Source organism: Brevibacillus sp. SIMBA_040 (assembly GCF_046535075.1).
Lineage (GTDB): Bacteria > Bacillota > Bacilli > Brevibacillales > Brevibacillaceae > Brevibacillus.
Window position 1 is genome coordinate 1 of the sequence record NZ_JAWRXI010000123.1, and the last position, 295, is coordinate 295.

General features: G+C 35.3%; 1 protein-coding gene. It reads right to left on the reverse strand.

The annotated features are described in order from the left end of the window. The coding region (locus SB752_RS32225; protein ID WP_410719470.1) for an AMP-binding protein at positions 1–295 on the reverse strand (295 nt) is incomplete at both ends.

The window sequence follows — 295 nt, forward strand, 5'->3', positions numbered from 1 at the left end:
CCCATACGGAAAAATCGAAACAATAAGAATGAAACATACTCCAGACATCCTGGGAATTAAAATCGAATAATGATCTCTCTGGTTTTAACAATCTGACAACATTACGGTGCTCAATCATAACTCCTTTAGGATTACCCGTAGTTCCTGAAGTATAGATAATATAGGCCAGATCAACAGGTCTATTGATATTTTTTAGGTTTGCTCTTGAATAATCCGCCTTGTTTTCTTCAAACACCAGGAGCGCTTCTTCATCTAAAACTACCTTACATTGACTATCACTTATCATATAATCAAT